Origin of the sequence: Nocardioides baekrokdamisoli (assembly GCF_003945325.1) — a bacterium.
Taxonomy (GTDB): domain Bacteria; phylum Actinomycetota; class Actinomycetes; order Propionibacteriales; family Nocardioidaceae; genus Nocardioides; species Nocardioides baekrokdamisoli.
In genome coordinates, this window is record NZ_AP019307.1 from 566,227 (window position 1) to 581,835 (window position 15,609).

A 15,609-nucleotide genomic window follows, 5' to 3' on the forward strand; every position below is an offset into this window, starting at 1 on the left:
ACCTTTGGGTGGACAGATATCGGACTGAACGCTTGAGAAGCGCGCGCGTGGGATTCCACACGCACCCGCCAGAGTACGCGCGGGCAGGCGGTCCAGTCCAAACGAGGACGATCTCGCCATCGGGCCTAGATTGGCCCCGTGGTCGAATCCACTGAACCCTATCTGGCCCTGGAGCCAGGCGTACGTGCCGAACGGCGAGCGATCGACGAGACCCAGAGTCGGCGAGCCAACGCCGGTGAGTGGGACCGGTACGCCGACGAGTACCAGGCCACCCATGGTGCTTTCCTCGGTGATGCCGGCTTCGTCTGGGGTCCCGAGGGGACCACGGAGGCGTCTCTGGGAATCCTCGGACCCCTCGACGGCAAGCGCGTGCTGGAACTCGGGTCCGGAGCCGGCCAGTGCAGTCGCTGGATCCGGCAGCAGGGCGGGCACGCGTACGGACTGGATCTCTCGCACCGCCAACTGCAGCATTCCCGCCGCCTCGACGAGGTCGCTGCGATCACCGTGCCCTCGGTCCGTGCCACCGCGACCGAACTCCCCTTCGCCGATGACTCGTTCGACGTGGTGTTCTGCTCGTTCGGGGCGTTTCAGTTCCTGGCCGACGCAGAGGCCGGCGTACGCGAATGCGCGCGGGTGTTGCGCACCGGCGGCCGCCTCGCCTTCTCGATCACCCACCCGACCCGGTGGATGTTCCCCGACGAACCGGACGAGCGCGGCCTGACAGCCACGCAGAGTTACTGGGACCGCACACCGTACGTCGAGGTCTCCGAGGACTCCGGCGAGGTCACGTACGCCGAACACCACCGCACGCTCGGCGACTGGGTCAGCCTGCTGGCCCGACACCGATTCGTGCTCACCGACCTCGCCGAACCCGAATGGCCCGAGGGACACGAGCGAGTGTGGGGCGGTTGGTCCTCGACACGCGGTCGGCTGACTCCCGGCACCGCCGTCTTCGGGGCGGACTACTCTGCTATCTCGTGACTGTTGAGCAGCTGACCGAGGAGCCACCGAGTCCGGAAGTGGACGTACGTGGATCCGGGCTGTTGGCAGCCGGCATCCTGGTGATGAACGTGGCGACCTTCGGGTTCCAGATCCTCGCCGCGACCATCCTCGGACCAGCGACCTACAGCGCCGTCGGCGCAATGCTTGCTCTGCAACTGGTGATCGCCGTCGTCCAACTGGGCGTGCAGGCGACGGCCGCACGCCGGGTCGCCGCAGCGCCGGGCGACGTCCGCTCGATCGAGCGGACGATGAAGGTGGTGACGAACCGCGCCGCGATCGCCCTCACGGTCTTGATGATCGCACTCAGCCCGGTGATCCAGCACGGACTCCGACTTCCGAGCATCTGGACGGCCCTGATCGTGGGAGTGGCGGCCTATCCGATCACCCTGTGGGGCGGCCAGGCCGGCATCCTCCAGGGCGAACGTCGCTGGCGCGACCTGGCGTTGTTGTATCTCGCCAACGGTGTCCCCCGTGTGGTGATCGGCCCGCTGTTCATGCTGGTGCACCCGACCGAGACCAGCGCGATGCTCGCGGTCCTCATCGCACAGTTCTCGCCGGCGATCGTGGGCTGGTGGGTCCTGCGCGAACCGCACGTGCACGAACCGCATCCAGACGTACGCGGTGCCGTCTCGGAGATGCTGCACGGCTCGTTCGCGATGCTCGGCTTCGTCGCCCTGTCCAACGTGGACATCCTCATCGCCCGCCACATCCTGCCGCACAACAGCATCCAGGCCGGCCTGTACGCCGCCGGGCTGATCGTCACGAAGGTGGTGCTGTTCCTCCCCCAGTCAGTGATCGTGCTGGTCTTCCCGTCGATGTCGAAGAGCGAATCGCGACGCAAGGCGCTGCTCCTGAGCCTCTCGGTGGTCGGCATCCTCGGAGTCGTCGGCATCGCCGGATCCTGGATCCTGTCGGGCCTGGCGCTGGTCTTCGTCGGCGGGCACGACTACCAGGGCGTGCAGCACGACTTGTGGCGTTTCGCGGTGCTCGGCACAGCACTGTCGGTGCTCCAGTTGCTCGTCTATTCGGTGCTCGCGCGGCAGCACCGGATGTCGTCCGTGCTGATCTGGCTCGCCTTCGGCGCCGTGGTCGTCTTCGGGCTGCGCCAGTCGAGCCTGACCGGGCTGGTCACGGTGGTGACGATCATCGACAGCATTCTGATGGCGCTGCTGCTTTCCCACAGCCTGTGGGAGACCCGGCACGCACCTGCCTCGGAGCCCGCTCACGCCTGAAGGCCGAAGGAGGCCTTCGGAAATCCTCACGTTTCAGAGCGGATTTCGTCACCTCTCGGGGCGGATTACTTCACCTCTCGGCGGTCAGTGGGCGGCGTCGTGCCAGCTACGGCCTGTGCCCACGCTGACGTCCAGTGCGACATCGAGATCGGCGGCTCCGCCCATGCCGGCGCGTACGACCTCCTCGAGACGATCACGCTCCCCCGGCGCGACCTCGAAGACGAGTTCGTCGTGCACCTGGAGTAGCAACCGTGACGCCAGCCCGGCGTCCTTGAGGGCGGCGTCGGTCCGAAGCATCGCAACCTTGATCAGGTCGGCGGCGGAGCCCTGGATCGGTGCGTTGAGCGCCATCCGCTCGGCCATCTCGCGGCGCTGGCGGTTGTCGCTGGTCAGGTCGGGCAGATAGCGCCGACGTCCCATGATCGTCTCGGTGAAGCCCGTACTCCTGGCCTCGTCGACGACGCCGCCGAGGTAGGACCGGATGCCGCCGAAGGTCTCGAAGTACTCATCCATCAGCACCGACGCCTCGCCCGGCGTGATGCCGAGTTGCTGCGAGAGGCCGAAGGCGGAGAGGCCGTACGCAAGCCCGTAGTTCATCGCCTTGATCTTGGCCCGCTGCTCGGGCGACACCTCGTCCGCAGGCACGCCGAAGACGCGTGAGGCGGTGATTGAGTGGAAGTCCATCCCCGATTTGAACGCATCGAGCAGCAGCACGTCCTGGGACAGGTGCGCCATGATCCGCATCTCGATCTGGCTGTAGTCCGCGGTCATCAGCGACTCATAGCCGGCGCCGACGACGAAGCCGGCGCGGATCCGGCGCCCCTCCTCGGTGCGTACCGGGATGTTCTGCAGGTTCGGGTCGGTGCTCGAGAGCCGACCCGTGGCGGCGATCGTCTGGTTGAAGGTCGTGTGGATCCGTCCGTCGGGCTGGACGGTCTTGAGCAGACCCTCGATCGTCACCCGCAGGCGGGACACGTCCCGGTGCCGCAGCAGGTGCAGGAGGAAGGGGTGCTCGGTCTTCTTGTAGAGATCCTGCAGCGCGTCGGCATCGGTGGTGTAGCCGGTCTTGGTGCGCTTGGTCTTGGGCATGCCGAGCTCGTCGAAGAGGACGACCTGCAACTGCTTGGGTGAGCCGAGGTTGATCTCCTTGCCGATGACCTCGTACGCATCCTCGGCAGCGCGGCGCACCTCGTCCGCGAACGTACGCTCGAGGTCCTCGAGGTAGTCGGTGTCGACCGCGATTCCGATCCGTTCCATGCCGCCGAGCACCGACACCAGCGGCTGCTCGATCTCGGTCAGGAGTTGATGACCACCGGCCCGCTCGACCTCGGTACTCAGAGCTTCGGCGAGGTCGACCACCGCGCGCGCATGCAGCATGGCGTTGGTCGAGTGCTGGTCGTCGTCCTCGCCACCGAAGAGGCTCGCCTGCTCCTCGGCGACATCGCCGGCGAGTTCACGGCGCAGGTAACGGACGGTGAGATCAGCGAGTTCGTACGAGCGCTGGTCGGGCTGGGCCAGGTAGGCCGCGAGTGCGGTGTCGAGCACCAGACCCTGGATAGTCCACCCGTGCGCCCACAGCGCCAGTAGCGGGCCCTTGGCGTCATGCATCTGCTTCGGGGCCGGGCCGGCCAACCACTGCGCAAGCGCCTCGTCGTCGACCGGGTTCAGCGTCGTGACATCGACGTACGCAGCAAGCCCGGGTGTCGCGAAGGCGATCCCGTCGACACGGCCTGTGCCTGAGCCCCACACACCGCGGACGTACAGACCGACTGGGCCCTCAAGCCCCTGCAGGAAGGTGCCGAGACCGCCTTCGTCGACACTGATCGGGTTGAGCTCGAAGCCGCTCTCGACGGTCACAGGCTCCTCGCCCCCGCCGAACACGTCGAAGATCCTGGTCCGGAGTTCGCCGCGGAACTCGAGCTCGTCGAGCAGTTCCACCGTGGCACCGCGGTCCCACTCGGCGCGGCCGAGGTCGTCGATCGCGAGGTCGAGCGAGAGGTCGCGGACCAGGGCATTGAGTCGGCGGTTGCGCAGCACGTCATCGATGTGCGCCCGCAGCGACTCCCCCGCCTTGCCGGGAACCTGGTCGACCTGGGTGATCAGGTTCTCCAGGCCATCGAAGGTCGCGATCCATTTGGCGGCTGTCTTGGGTCCGACGCCGGGGACACCCGGGAGGTTGTCGCTGTCCTCGCCCACGAGCGCCGCCAGCTCCGGGTAGCGGTGCGGCGGGACGCCGTACTTCTCCTCGACGACGGCTGGCGTCATCCGGGCAAGCTCGGAGACGCCGCGCGTCGGGTACAGGACGGTCGAGTGTTCGGTGACCAACTGCAACGAGTCACGATCACCGGTCAGGATCAAGACCTCCATGTCCTGGTCCAGGCCCTGGGTGACCAGCGTTGCGATGATGTCATCCGCCTCGTACCCGGCGAGGCTCAGATGGCGAATGCCGAATCGGTCGAGGACCTGCTGGATCAGCGGCAACTGGCTCTTGAACTCATCGGGCGTCTTGTTGCGCTTGGCCTTGTACTCCGCGTACTCCTCCAGCCGGAAGGTCTGTCGCGAGAGGTCGAACGCGACGGCCACATGAGTCGGGCGCTCGTCGCGGACGACATTCGTGAGCATCGAGGTGAAGCCGTAGACGGCGTTGGTGTTCTGGCCGGTAACGGTCGAGAAGTTCTCCACCGGGAGCGCAAAAAAGGCTCGATATGCGAGCGAATGCCCGTCGAGAAGCAACAACCGACCGCGCGTCTGGGCACCCACAGGGCGAGCCTAGTGGCTCGGTGAGGCGGTCCCTGGATCGGCTTCGGCCGTTCGGGTGCGTGACAGACGAGGCGGAGGAGTGGAGCGATGCCGGTGGCATCGCGACCGACGACAACGAAGTCTGACGCGTGCCCGGGCGGTCGAAACGGCCAGGCGCCGCCTCACCGAGCCACTCATGGGGAGGACCGACAGGCCGTGACACACATCTCGGTGATCCCGGACGACAGGTTTGCAACTATTTGCAAAGATGGGTCCATGAGCGACACGAACGACACCAGCATCCCGGTCGAGGAGTTCCTGAAGCACATGCCGTACGGCATGGGCGGGATGAACGAGAAGCTCGGCGTCGAACTCCTCTACATCTCGGCGGAACGAGTCGAGGGTCGGATGCCGGTGGCCGGCAACGAGCAGCCGATGGGCCTGCTCCACGGCGGCGCCTCGATCGCCCTGGCTGAGACCCTCGGCTCCGTCGGGTCGGCCATCCATGCGATGGCGAACGGCGGCGTTGCGGTCGGCGTCGACATCAACGCGACCCATCATCGAGCCGCAACCAGCGGTTACGTGCACGCCGTGGCCACGGCGATCCACCGTGGTCGTACGTCGGCCGCGTACGAGATCGTGATCACCAACGACGAGGGCAAGCGCGTGTGCACCTCACGGATCACCTGCGCGATCGTCCCCGCCGACCGCTTCGCGTGAGTCCTCGCGCCCTCAGCGCGCAGCCGGCGTACGCCTGACGGCGCGACGGGCCGCCATCACGTCGGCCAGCTTCGCGCCCTGTCGCGGACGAGGCATCCGCTGACCGGCAGCGGCTGCCAGACGACTGGCGACCAACGCGACCGGCGCGGTGCGTACCAACGCGTGCGGGCCGAGGCCGAGGCGCGAGAAGTACCGGTTCGCCTCGCGAGAACTCGCGCTGGCGACGGTCGCCATCGTGGCGATCCCACGTTCGTCGGCGAACGTCGTCGCTGCGTTGAGCAACGCCCGTCCGACGCCCTTGCGCCGCTGGGTCGCCACGACGAACGGAGCCACCACCGACAGGATCGGCTCGAGGTTGAGGGGTGAGACCGTCGTGACGCGCAGCAAGGCCGCGCCCGCTCGCTCGCCGTCGTACTCGGCGATCAGCAGCTGCTCGTCGGCGGACGCCTGCGCCGCCTCGATGATCGCGAGAATGTCTGCCTCACCGACGGATTCGGCCTCGCGGAGATGCGTACGCCAACTGCTTGCGAGGAAGGCGGCATCATCGGCCTGCGCCTGGCGCAGCCACACCTGTCCTTGGCTCAACTTCCACCCCCGTTGTCAGCGAACAGACCGAGGGTAGTCCTGTGACGAATGTGACACCAGAGGTCGCTCAACCGGCAATCTCCGGACCATGCTCGACGACGCCGTCAGCGACCTGGCGCATCGACAGTCTGAGATCCATCGCGGTCTTCTGGATCCAGCGGAACGCTTCGGACTCGCTGAGGCTCAGCCGCTCCTGGAGTACGCCCTTGGCGCGATCAACCGCGATCCGAGTGTCCAGCCGCTCCTGGAGAGTGCCGACCTCGGCCTCGAGCTGGACGACCTCCTGGAACCTGCTCACCGCGACCTCGATCGCCGGCACCAGATCACTGGCCGTGAAGGGCTTGACCAGGTACGCCATCGCGCCGGCGTCCCGCGCCCGCTCCACCAACTCGCGCTGGGAGAAGGCGGTGAGCATGACCACAGGAGCGATCCGCTGCTGGGCGATCACCTCGGCCGCGGCGATCCCGTCGAGGACCGGCATGCGTACGTCCATCATCACCAGATCGGGTCGCAACTCGGTGACGAGTTCGACGGCTCGCTGACCGTCGCCGGCCTCTCCGATGACGTCGTACCCCTCTTCGGTGAGCATCTCCTTGAGGTCCATCCGGATGAGGACCTCATCCTCGGCGATGACGACGGTTCGGCGCTGAGTCACCCGGTCAGGCTAGCGACACCGTCCGAGGATCGCCGAAGGGTGCGCCCCCGAGTCGGAACAGGAGGGTCGGCTGAGGTAGGTTCTTCCCTCGCGGCCCGGTAGCCCAACGGCAGAGGCAATGTGCTCAAACCACATCCAGTGTCGGTTCGAATCCGACCCGGGCTACAAAGGCCTGACGTCCGCGATCAGCGGCGACTGACCGCCCGGCGTGCCATCGCCGGCAGCGTGGCATCGACCGCCCGGAAGATGTGTGACACCCGTGGGGCGATCTCGCGCGGCCGGTGAGCCACCGCACGCAACACCCACTCGGCGACCTCTTCGGCGCTGAGCGACGGAGCGCCGTCGAAGGCGGCCGTGGGCGTGATCATCGGGGTACGCACCAGCGGCGGGAAGACCGTGGTGACGGTGACCCCCTTGACCGCGAGTTCGGCGTGCACGGAGTCACCGAATGCCGTGAGGGCACTCTTCGACGCGACGTAGCCGGCGAACAGGGGCGCACCCGGGAGCATCACCGCCCAGGTGGAGACGTTGACGATGTGACCACCACCGCGCTCCAACATCGATGGCACGAGTCCGAGCGTGAGCCGGACCGGTGCCAGGTAGTTGAGCGAGATCTGGCGCTCGTAGTCACTCATCCGGGACTTCACCACGGGGCGCCGGATCGAGTGTCCGGCGTTGTTGATCAGTACGTCCACGCCGCCGCTCTCGACGAGACGGGCGATCAGTTCGTCGATCGCGGCCTCGTCGGCGAGGTCTGCCACCTCGTAGGACGCGGCACCGCCCGCGGCCCGGATCTCCTGCACGACCTGAGCCAACTCGTCCTCACGACGGGCGACCAGGACGACCTCAGCACCGGCCCGAGCCAAGCGCGCTGCGCTGGCCGCTCCGATCCCCGAGGAAGCTCCGGTGATCACGATCCGCGTGCCGGCCACCTCGTACCGGCGTCGCTCAGCAAGCCGCGTGTAGACCGGGGTCTGCTGCAGGACCCGCGGGAAGAATCTGCCCTTCTCGGCCATGACCGACTACTGCTCGGTGCGCCGATAGGCGGGCGCGACCTCGTTGATCGCATCGCCCATCCGGTGGATGCGCAGGTCGTTGGTCGAACCGGGGATCCCGGGAGGCGACCCAGCGATGATCACCACGTTGTCCCCCTCCTCGATCCGACCGGTCGGCAACAGGTGCTCATCGACCTGCCTGGCCATCATGTCGGTGTGCTCGACGGGGTCCGTCAGGATCGGCTCGATGCCCCAACTCAGAGCCAGTTGCGAACGCACCGAAGCGATCGGGGTGAACGCCAGCACCCGGATCGGACCACGCAGACGCGCCAGACGGCGAGCCGAGTCACCGGACTGGGTGAAGGCGATCAGGAACTTGGCATCCATCCGCTCGGCGACCTCCTCGGCCGCCTTGGCGATGATGCCGCCCTTGGTACGCGGCTTCCAGATGATCTTGCTCAGGTGGCCGAGTCGACCCGGCTCGAACGCATGGGTCTCCGTTGCCTCGATGATCCGGGCCATCGTCTCGACCGTCACGATCGGGTACTCACCGACGCTGGTCTCCGCCGACAGCATCACCGCGTCCGCACCGTCCAGCACGGCGTTGGCGACGTCGTTGGCCTCGGCTCGGCTCGGCGTCGGGTTGCTGATCATCGAGTCCAGCATCTGCGTGGCGACGATGACCGGCTTGGCGTTGAGTCGGGCCTGCTCGATGATGCGCTTCTGGAGGAACGGAACCTCCTCGAGGGGGCACTCCACACCCAGGTCACCGCGGGCGACCATGAAGGCGTCGAACGCCTTCATCACCTCGTCGAGGTTCTCGACGGCCTGCGGCTTCTCGATCTTCGCAATGATCGGCAGCATCCGGCCGACATCGCGCATGACCCGGCGTACGTCCTCGGCGTCGGAGGCATTGCGTACGAAGCTCAGTGCGATGTAGTCGACGCCCAACTCGAGGGCGAAACGCAGGTCGCGCTCGTCCTTCTCCGACAGCGCCGGCACGGACACCGCGACGCCCGGGAGGTTGATGCCCTTGTTGTTGCTCACCGGCCCACCGACCAGCACCTCGGTGATCACGTCGGTGCCGTCCTCGACGCCGAGTACGCGCAGGCGCAGCTTGCCGTCGTCGATGAGAATCACGTCGCCCACCGTCACGTCGCCCGGGAGGCCCTTGAAGGTGGTGCCGCAGATGACGTCGTCACCGGGCACGTCGCGCGTGGTGATGGTCCACCGCTGGCCGCGGCGGAGCAGCGCCTTGCCCTCGGCGAAGGTCTCCAGGCGGATCTTCGGGCCCTGCAGGTCGGCGAAGATGCCGATCGCGCGCCCCGAGTCCTCCGCGGCCTTGCGGACCATCGCGTATCGCTCGGCGTGCTCGACGTGATTGCCGTGGCTCATGTTGAGCCGGGCCACGTCCATACCGGCATAGACGAGCTCGCGGATCTTCCTCTCACTGCCGACAGCCGGACCGAGAGTACAGACAATCTTCGCGCGCCTCATGAGCGAACGGTATCGGTCGTACGAGGTCGCCAACAGGACCGGGTCGGTACCCGCAAGTAACTTGAATCACACCGAAACAGTGAAGCCGCTCCCCGTGTCGAGGAGCGGCTTCACTGATGCTGGGTCGATCAGACCATCGCTGGACGGTCCGTCGGCTTGATCGGGGCCGGGAGCGTGGTAGATCCGGTCAGGAACGTGTCAACCGCAGCAGCGGCAGCGCGACCTTCGGCGATCGCCCACACGATCAGGGACTGACCGCGACCGGCGTCACCGGCGACGTACACGCCCTCGACCGAGGTGGCGAAGGCGCCGTCACGGGCGATGTTGCCGCGGTTGTCGAGTTCGACACCGAGCTGGTCGACCAGACCGGCCCGCTCGGGGCCGACGAAGCCCATCGCCAGGAAGACGACGTCCGCCGGGATGACCCGTTCGGTGCCGACCTTCTCGACGAGCTTGCCGTCGACGAACTCCACGTCCACGAGTTCCAGACCGGTGACCTTGCCGTCCTCACCAAGGAACCGCTTGGTGGAAACGCTGTAGACCCGCTCTCCACCCTCCTCGTTCGCCGAGGCGACGCGGTAGATCATCGGGTAGGTCGGCCAGGGCTGGCCGTTGGGACGGTCGTCCGCGCGGCCCGTGGAGTCCATCGGGCGCGGCATGATCTCCAGCTGCGTGATCGACGCGGCACCCTGACGGATCGAGGTGCCGAGGCAGTCAGCACCGGTGTCACCGCCACCGATGATCACGACGTTCTTGCCGGCCGCGGTGATCTGGCCCTCGACGGTCTCGCCGAGAGCCGCACGGTTCGCCTGCGGCAGGAACTCCATCGCCTGGTGAATGCCGTCGAACTCACGTCCGGGGACCGGAAGATCCCGAGCCACGGTCGAGCCGACGGTCAGCACGATCGCGTCGTACTTGTCCTTCAGCTGGGCCGCAGTGACGTCGACTCCGACGTTCACGCCGGCACGGAAGATGGTGCCCTCGCGCTTCATCTGGTTCAGGCGCTGGTCGATCTGCGCCTTCTCCATCTTGAACTCGGGGATGCCGTACCGCAGCAGGCCGCCGATCTTGTCGGCCCGCTCGTACACCGCGACCGTGTGGCCGGCGCGGGTGAGCTGCTGAGCCGTGGCCAGACCGGCCGGACCCGAGCCGATGACCGCGACGGTCTTGCCGGACAGCCACTCCGGCGGCTGCGGCTTCACGTTCTGCGAGTCCCAGGCCTTGTCGATGATCGAGACCTCGATGTTCTTGATCGTCACCGGGTCCTGGTTGATGCCGAGGACACAGGCGGTCTCGCACGGGGCCGGGCACAGGCGACCGGTGAACTCCGGGAAGTTGTTCGTCGCGTGCAGACGCTCACTGGCCGCCTCCCAGTCGTTGCGCCAGACCAGGTCGTTCCACTCGGGAATGATGTTGCCGAGCGGGCAACCCTGGTGGCAGAACGGGATCCCGCAGTCCATGCAGCGGCTGGCCTGGGTGGTGATGATCGGCAGCAACGCCTTGCCGACACCGCCCGGGTAGACCTCGTTCCAGTCCTTGACGCGCTCCTCGACGGGGCGCCGACCAGCGATCTCGCGGCCGTTCTTCAGAAAGCCCTTCGGGTCAGCCATGCAGCACCTCCATGATCCGGTGGGCCGCTTCTTCTTCGGAGAGGCCGTCTTCCAACGCTTCTTCTTGCGCTTCGAGTACGCGCTTGTAGTCGCTCGGCATGATCTGGGTGAACCGCGGCAGCGCAGCCGCCCAGTCCGCCAACAGGTCCCGCGCGACGACCGAGTCGGTCTCCTCCGCGAACGCCTGCACCAGAGCCCTGAGCTCGTCCTGGCGCTTCTCGTCCACGGCAGTGAGCTCCACCAGTTCGGTGTTGGCACGGGCGGGCACGAAGTCGAGCACCCAGGCGATACCGCCGGACATGCCTGCCGCGAAGTTGCGGCCCGTGGCGCCCAGGACGACCACCCGACCGCCGGTCATGTACTCACACCCGTGGTCACCGACACCTTCGGTGACGACACTGGCGCCGGAGTTGCGTACGCAGCACCGCTCGCCGACTCCACCACGGATGAAGATCTGACCGCTCGTCGCGCCGTACGCCAGCGTGTTGCCGGCGATGACGTGCTCCTCGGAGTTGAACGTCGCAACCCGGTCCGGGCGTACGACCAGACGACCGCCCGACAATCCCTTGCCGACGTAGTCGTTTGCGTCGCCCTCGATGCGCAACGTCATGCCCTTCGGTACGAACGCACCGAAGGAGTTGCCCGCCGAACCCGAGAAGGTCAGGTCGATGGTGCCGTCCGGAAGGCCCTCACCGCGGTAGCGCTTGGTGACCTCGTGACCCAGCAGCGTGCCGACGGTGCGGTTGACGTTGCGGATGCTGAAGTGGCCGCGCACCGGCTCACCCGACTCGAGCGCCGGCTTGGCGACCGGGATCAGGGTGGTGATGTCGAGCGAACGCTCGAGACCGTGGTCCTGGGTCTTGGTGTTGAACAGGTCCTGGCCGGCGAACTGCTGCGGCACTTCCACCCGGTGGAAGATCGGCGCCAGGTCGAGACCCTCCGCCTTCCAGTGGTGGATCGCCTTCGCAGCGTCGAGGACGTCGGCCTGACCGACGGCTTCCTCGAGCGTACGGAAACCGAGCTCCGCGAGGAGTTCGCGGACCTCTTCGGCGATGTAGTTCATGAAGTTCACGACATACTCGGCCTTGCCGGAGAAGCGCGAACGCAGCACCGGGTTCTGCGTGGCCACACCCACCGGGCAGGTGTCGAGGTGGCAGACGCGCATCATGATGCAGCCCGAGACCACCAGCGGAGCGGTGGCGAAGCCGTACTCCTCGGCACCGAGCAGCGCAGCGATGACGACGTCGCGACCCGTCTTGAGCTGACCATCGGTCTGGACGACGATCCGGTCACGCAGGCCGTTGAGCAGCAGGGTCTGCTGAGCCTCGGCGAGGCCCAGCTCCCACGGACCACCGGCGTGCTTGAGCGAGGTGAGCGGCGAGGCACCCGTACCACCGTCGTGACCCGAGATCAGGACGACGTCGGCGTGCGCCTTCGAGACACCGGCCGCGACCGTACCGACGCCGACCTCGGCCACCAGCTTCACGTGGACACGTGCGACCGGGTTGGCGTTCTTGAGGTCGTGGATCAGCTGAGCCAGGTCCTCGATCGAGTAGATGTCGTGGTGCGGAGGCGGCGAGATCAGGCCGACGCCAGGGGTCGAGTGACGGGTCTTGGCCACCCACGGGTAGACCTTGTGACCCGGCAGCTGACCGCCCTCACCGGGCTTGGCACCCTGCGCCATCTTGATCTGGATGTCGTCAGCGTTGGTCAGGTACTCCGAGGTCACACCGAAGCGACCCGAGGCGACCTGCTTGATCGACGAGCGGCGGGCAGGATCGTAGAGACGGTCCGGGTCCTCGCCACCCTCACCGGTGTTGGACTTCGCACCGATGGAGTTCATCGCGATCGCGAGCGTCTCGTGCGCCTCCTGCGAGATGGAGCCGTACGACATGGCGCCGGTCGAGAACCGCTTGACGATCTCGCTGACCGGCTCGACCTCGTCGATCGAGATCGGCTGACGGCCCGTCTCCTCCGCGTCCTTGAAACGGAACAGCCCACGCAGCGTCATCAGACGCTCCGACTGCTCGTTCACCCGGTCGGTGTACTGCTTGAAGATGTCGTAGCGACCGTTGCGGGTGGAGTGCTGCAGGCGGAAGACCGTCTCCGGGTCGAAGAGGTGCGGCTCACCCTCACGACGCCACTGGTACTCGCCGCCGATCGGCAACTCGCGGTGCGCCGGCGCGATGCCGTCGACCGGGTACGCGGTGGCGTGACGCTTGGCGACCTCCTGGGCGATGACATCGAGACCGACGCCGCCCAGCTTGGAGGTGGTGCCGGTGAAGTATTTCTCGACGACGTCCTGGGACAGGCCGACAGCTTCGAAGATCTGCGCGCCGGTGTACGAGGCCACCGTGCTGACACCCATCTTCGACATGACCTTCAGGACGCCCTTGCCGAGCGCCTTGGTGGCGTTGGCCATCGCCTTCTCCGGCTCGACCTTCACGAAGTAGCCGTCGTACGCCAGATCCTCGACCGTTTCCAGGGCGAGGTACGGGTTGACCGCAGCCGCACCGAAGCCGACGAGCGTGGCGACATGGTGCACCTCGCGTACGTCACCAGCCTCGACGAGCAGACCGACCTGGGTGCGCTCCTTCTGGCGGACCAGATGGTGGTGAACCGCACCGGTGAGGAGCAGCGACGGGATCGGGGCCAGATCGGCCGTCGAGTGACGGTCCGACAGCACGATGATGCGCGAACCGTCGGCGATGGCCTGACTGACCTCGGCGCACAGTTCGTCCAGGCGCGCTGCGAGAGCCTCGCCGCCACCGGCGACCTCGTACAGACCGCGGACGATGTGGACCTGGAAGCCCGGCATGTCGCCGTCACGGTTGATGTGTCGGATCTTGGCCAGGTCGTCGTTGGTGATGACCGGGAACGGCACCACGATCTGACGACACGAGGCCGGTCCGGGCAGGAGCAGGTTCGCCTCGGCACCGATCGAGCCGTACAGCGAGGTGACGAGCTCCTCGCGGATGGCGTCCAGCGGCGGGTTCGTGACCTGGGCGAAGAGCTGCGCGAAGTAGTCGAACAGCATCCGCGGCTTCGCCGAGAGGGCTGCGATCGGGCTGTCGGTGCCCATCGAGCCCAGCGGCTCCGCACCGGTGTTCGCGATCGGGGCGAGCAGGACGCGGAGGTCCTCCTCGGTGTAGCCGAAGATCTGCTGGCGACGGGTCACCGAGGCGTGGGTGTGCACGATGTGCTCACGCTCGGGGATGTCGTTGAGGTTGACCAGGCCGGCGTGGAGCCATTCGCTGTACGGGTGCTCCGCCGCAAGGGCGTCCTTGATCTCGTCGTCCTCGATGATCCGGTGCTCGACGGTGTCGATCAGGAACATCTTGCCGGGTTGCATGCGACCCTTGCGGACCACGTTCTCGGGCTCGATGTCGTGCAGGACACCGGCCTCCGAGGCGTACACGACGAGGCCGTCAGCGGTGACCCAGTAGCGACCCGGGCGCAGGCCGTTGCGGTCGAGCACAGCACCGACCTGGGTGCCGTCGGTGAAGACGACGTTGGCCGGACCGTCCCACGGCTCCATGACGGTGCTGTGGAACTCGTAGAAGGCGCGACGAGCGGGGCTCATCTCACCGTGGTTCTCCCAGGCCTCCGGGATCATCATCAGCACCGAGTGCGGCAGGCTGCGGCCGCCCAGGTGCAGCAGTTCGAGGACCTCGTCGAAGCTGGCGGAGTCGGAGGCGCCCGGGGTGCAGATCGGGAAGATCCGCTCCAGGTCGCCGCCGAGGACATCGCTGGCGAGGAGCGCCTCGCGGGCACGCATCCAGTTCCGGTTGCCGCCGACGGTGTTGATCTCACCGTTGTGGGCGATGAAGCGGAACGGGTGGCTCAGCGGCCAGCTCGGGAACGTGTTGGTCGAGAAGCGCGAGTGCACCACGGCGATGGCCGAGGCGAAGCGCGGGTCGCGCAGATCCGGGAAGACGTCGCCGAGCTGCTCGGTGGTGAGCATGCCCTTGTAGACGAGGGTGCGCGAGGACAGCGACGGGAAGTACGCATCGGTCTCACGCTCGGCGCGTTTGCGCAGCACGAAGGCGAGACGCTCCAGCGAGAGACCGGTGACAGCCTCGCCAGCGACGCTGACGAAGATCTGGCGGAACGTCGGCATCGCGGCCAGCGCGGTGGCGCCGAGGGTCTCGGTCTCGACGGGGACATCGCGCCAGCCGAGGACCGTCAGACCCTCGTCGACGGCGATCTTCTCAATGACCTCGACGGCGTTCGAAACGTGCGCGGCGTCGCCCGGGAGGAACGCGGTGCCGACGGCGTACGCACCTGTCGCGGGCAGGTCGAACCCGACGACCTCGCGCAGAAAGGCGTCCGGAACCTGCACGAGGATGCCCGCACCGTCACCGGAGTTGGCCTCAGCGCCAGCGGCGCCACGGTGGTCGAGATTGACCAGGGCGGCGACACCCTTCTCCACGATCTCGTGGGAGGCGACACCGGTCAGGGTGGCCACGAAGGCCACGCCACAGGCGTCCTTCTCGAACGCGGGGTCATACAGACCCTGCGGAGTCGGGTACGAGTGCTGATAAGGCACGGGAGATCCCCTCGTCTTTCAGGCG

General features: G+C 67.0%; 10 protein-coding genes and 1 tRNA gene. 4 read left to right on the forward strand and 7 right to left on the reverse strand.

Annotated elements, in window-relative coordinates; translation table 11 throughout:
• The first annotated feature begins 138 nt into the window (after positions 1 to 138).
• Both KCTC_RS02645 and KCTC_RS02650 read left to right on the forward strand, forming a co-directional pair.
• The gene (locus tag KCTC_RS02645) at positions 139 to 981 is read left to right on the forward strand and encodes a class I SAM-dependent methyltransferase (protein WP_231998806.1); all 843 of its coding nucleotides are present in this window, start codon (positions 139 to 141) and stop codon (positions 979 to 981) included.
• Positions 978 to 2,234 (forward strand): lipopolysaccharide biosynthesis protein, encoded by a 1,257-nt coding sequence (locus KCTC_RS02650; RefSeq protein ID WP_125566509.1) that lies wholly within the window; start codon positions 978 to 980, stop codon positions 2,232 to 2,234. Before KCTC_RS02645 ends, KCTC_RS02650 begins: the two co-directional genes overlap by 4 nt.
• 84 nt (positions 2,235 to 2,318) lie before the next feature.
• Here the strand turns inward: KCTC_RS02650 and polA are convergent, their stop codons facing one another.
• A complete protein-coding gene (gene polA, locus KCTC_RS02655; RefSeq protein ID WP_125566511.1) occupies positions 2,319 to 4,994 on the reverse strand; it encodes a DNA polymerase I in 2,676 nt (891 codons plus the stop codon).
• Between the two features lie 255 nt (positions 4,995 to 5,249).
• On the opposite strand from polA, the gene KCTC_RS02660 reads away from it, so the two are divergent.
• Positions 5,250 to 5,693: a hotdog fold thioesterase gene (locus tag KCTC_RS02660; protein WP_125566513.1), complete on the forward strand. Its 444-nt coding sequence runs from the start codon at positions 5,250 to 5,252 to the stop codon at positions 5,691 to 5,693.
• Positions 5,694 to 5,705: 12 nt separating this feature from the next.
• Here KCTC_RS02660 and KCTC_RS02665 read toward each other — a convergent pair whose 3' ends face one another.
• A complete protein-coding gene (locus KCTC_RS02665) occupies positions 5,706 to 6,278 on the reverse strand; it encodes a GNAT family N-acetyltransferase (RefSeq protein ID WP_231998807.1) in 573 nt (190 codons plus the stop codon).
• 67 nt (positions 6,279 to 6,345) lie between these two features.
• Positions 6,346 to 6,933: an ANTAR domain-containing response regulator gene (locus tag KCTC_RS02670; protein ID WP_269461439.1), complete on the reverse strand. Its 588-nt coding sequence runs from the start codon at positions 6,931 to 6,933 to the stop codon at positions 6,346 to 6,348.
• Positions 6,934 to 7,025: 92 nt separating this feature from the next.
• Between KCTC_RS02670 and KCTC_RS02675 the strand changes: the two genes are divergently transcribed.
• A tRNA-Leu gene (locus KCTC_RS02675) sits at positions 7,026 to 7,098 on the forward strand.
• Between the two features lie 20 nt (positions 7,099 to 7,118).
• Here KCTC_RS02675 and KCTC_RS02680 read toward each other — a convergent pair.
• The 4 genes from KCTC_RS02680 to gltB all read right to left on the reverse strand — a co-directional run bounded on the left by KCTC_RS02680 (position 7,119) and on the right by gltB (position 15,584).
• Positions 7,119 to 7,949: an SDR family NAD(P)-dependent oxidoreductase gene (locus tag KCTC_RS02680; protein ID WP_125566515.1), complete on the reverse strand. Its 831-nt coding sequence runs from the start codon at positions 7,947 to 7,949 to the stop codon at positions 7,119 to 7,121.
• 6 nt (positions 7,950 to 7,955) lie between these two features.
• The gene (gene pyk / locus KCTC_RS02685; RefSeq protein WP_125566517.1) at positions 7,956 to 9,425 is read right to left on the reverse strand and encodes a pyruvate kinase; all 1,470 of its coding nucleotides are present in this window, start codon (positions 9,423 to 9,425) and stop codon (positions 7,956 to 7,958) included.
• 128 nt (positions 9,426 to 9,553) lie between these two features.
• Positions 9,554 to 11,035, reverse strand: a complete 1,482-nt coding sequence (locus KCTC_RS02690; protein ID WP_125566519.1) for a glutamate synthase subunit beta — start codon at positions 11,033 to 11,035, stop codon at positions 9,554 to 9,556.
• Positions 11,028 to 15,584: a glutamate synthase large subunit gene (gene gltB, locus KCTC_RS02695; protein WP_174233026.1), complete on the reverse strand. Its 4,557-nt coding sequence runs from the start codon at positions 15,582 to 15,584 to the stop codon at positions 11,028 to 11,030. Before gltB ends, KCTC_RS02690 begins: the two co-directional genes overlap by 8 nt.
• Positions 15,585 to 15,609: the final 25 nt, after the last annotated feature.

Bases quoted from the DNA above. Each gene is read 5' to 3' on its own strand.
- KCTC_RS02690 (WP_125566519.1), bottom strand. From the start codon at position 11,035: ATGGCTGACCCGAAGGGCTTTCTGAAGAACGGCCGCGAGATCGCTGGT.
- KCTC_RS02660 (WP_125566513.1), top strand. From the start codon at position 5,250: ATGAGCGACACGAACGACACCAGCATCCCGGTCGAGGAGTTCCTGAAG.
- KCTC_RS02680 (WP_125566515.1), bottom strand. From the start codon at position 7,949: ATGGCCGAGAAGGGCAGATTCTTCCCGCGGGTCCTGCAGCAGACCCCG.
- pyk (WP_125566517.1), bottom strand. From the start codon at position 9,425: ATGAGGCGCGCGAAGATTGTCTGTACTCTCGGTCCGGCTGTCGGCAGT.